Origin of the sequence: Olivibacter sp. XZL3, assembly GCF_004368405.1 — a bacterium.
Taxonomy (GTDB): domain Bacteria; phylum Bacteroidota; class Bacteroidia; order Sphingobacteriales; family Sphingobacteriaceae; genus Olivibacter.
In genome coordinates this window covers 1-1,232 of sequence record NZ_SBJH01000100.1, presented here as the reverse complement: position 1 = coordinate 1,232, position 1,232 = coordinate 1, and the positions used below count along the sequence as shown (strand labels likewise).

1 protein-coding gene is annotated in these 1,232 nt (G+C 48.2%); it reads right to left on the bottom strand.

Features of this window, described 5'->3' with window-relative positions; translation table 11 throughout:
• Positions 1–12: 12 nt before the first annotated feature.
• A protein-coding gene (locus tag EPX21_RS19245) for an IS3 family transposase (protein ID WP_240768735.1) occupies positions 13–1,175 on the bottom strand; the annotation gives its coding sequence in 2 pieces (ribosomal slippage) (positions 13–914 and positions 914–1,175; 1,164 coding nt in all).
• Positions 1,176–1,232 lie beyond the last annotated feature (57 nt).

Below are 1,232 nucleotides of genomic sequence, written 5' to 3'. Positions count from 1 at the left end.
TGTAATCTTACCCTAGCTAGCTACACCCAAAACTAAAGAATTCCAATCAGACTTGCTATTGCTATCCTGTTGGAATGTGGGAAACTCGGAGAGTTTTCCATATTTCAACAGGAACTCTGTCGGCGTTAACTGCCCCAGAGAAGAATGGGGCCTTTCATTGTTGTACATCCATGCCCAGGCATCTGCATATTTCCTTACGGCGGGCAAGCTGTCAAACATGTAACTGTCAAGAACATCCTGTCTGAAAGTCCTATTGAACCGTTCTATCAGACTGTTCTGTGTCGGCTTCCCCGGTTGGATGAACTCCCACCGTATGTTGTTCTGCTCACACCATCCCCGCACGGCCTCAGCGACAAACTCCGGCCCGTTGTCCGAACGGATCTTTTCGGGTTTGCCACGCCACTCCAACAGTTTTTCCAGTTCCCGTATTACCCGCTGTGCGGGTAGGCTGGTATCCACTGTAATGGAAAGTGCCTCCCGGCTGAAGTCGTCGATGACGTTCAGTGTGCGTATCGTTTTTCCGCTGGCCAGCGTATCGTGCATGAAATCAAGGCTCCAGGTGATGTTCGGTCCGATAGGACAGAGCAAAGGTGCCTTTACCCTAGCCGGAAGCCGTTTTTTGCGCTTGTTCCTCAGATTGAGCCTCATAGCTGTATATATCCGATAGACACGCTTATGGTTCCACATGTACTGCAGATTTCTCAGCCGGTGGTACATCATCCAGAAGCCCCATGTGCGGTGAAGGTCTGCCAGTTTGGAAAGTTGCTCGATGACTTCCGTGTCATCTTTACGCTTTGCACGGTAATAAAAAACAGATGTACTGAGACGGAATATTGCACAGGCCTGCCGTAGGCTCATCCCGAAATCTTCACGGGCATAACATACAAGCTCGCGCTTTTCGGCAGGCCCTAGAGCTTTTTTTCGATAACGTCTTTTAAAACCGTGATCTGCAGGGTCTGCTCGGCAACGATCTTTTTGTACTGCGCCAGCTCCTTTTCCATTTCCCTGAGCTGCTTGAGCTGGGAAACCTCCATGCCAGAATATTTGCTCTTCCATGAATAGAACGTTCCTTGGCTGATACCGTGCTCACGGCAGATGTCTGAAACCGATTGACCAGATTCCTGCTGTGATAAAATCTTGATGATCTGTGACTCGCTGAACTTGCTTTTTTTCATTGTCCCTAAATTATAAAACTACATTAATATTCGTAGCTGTTTTAAGGGGAGATTACA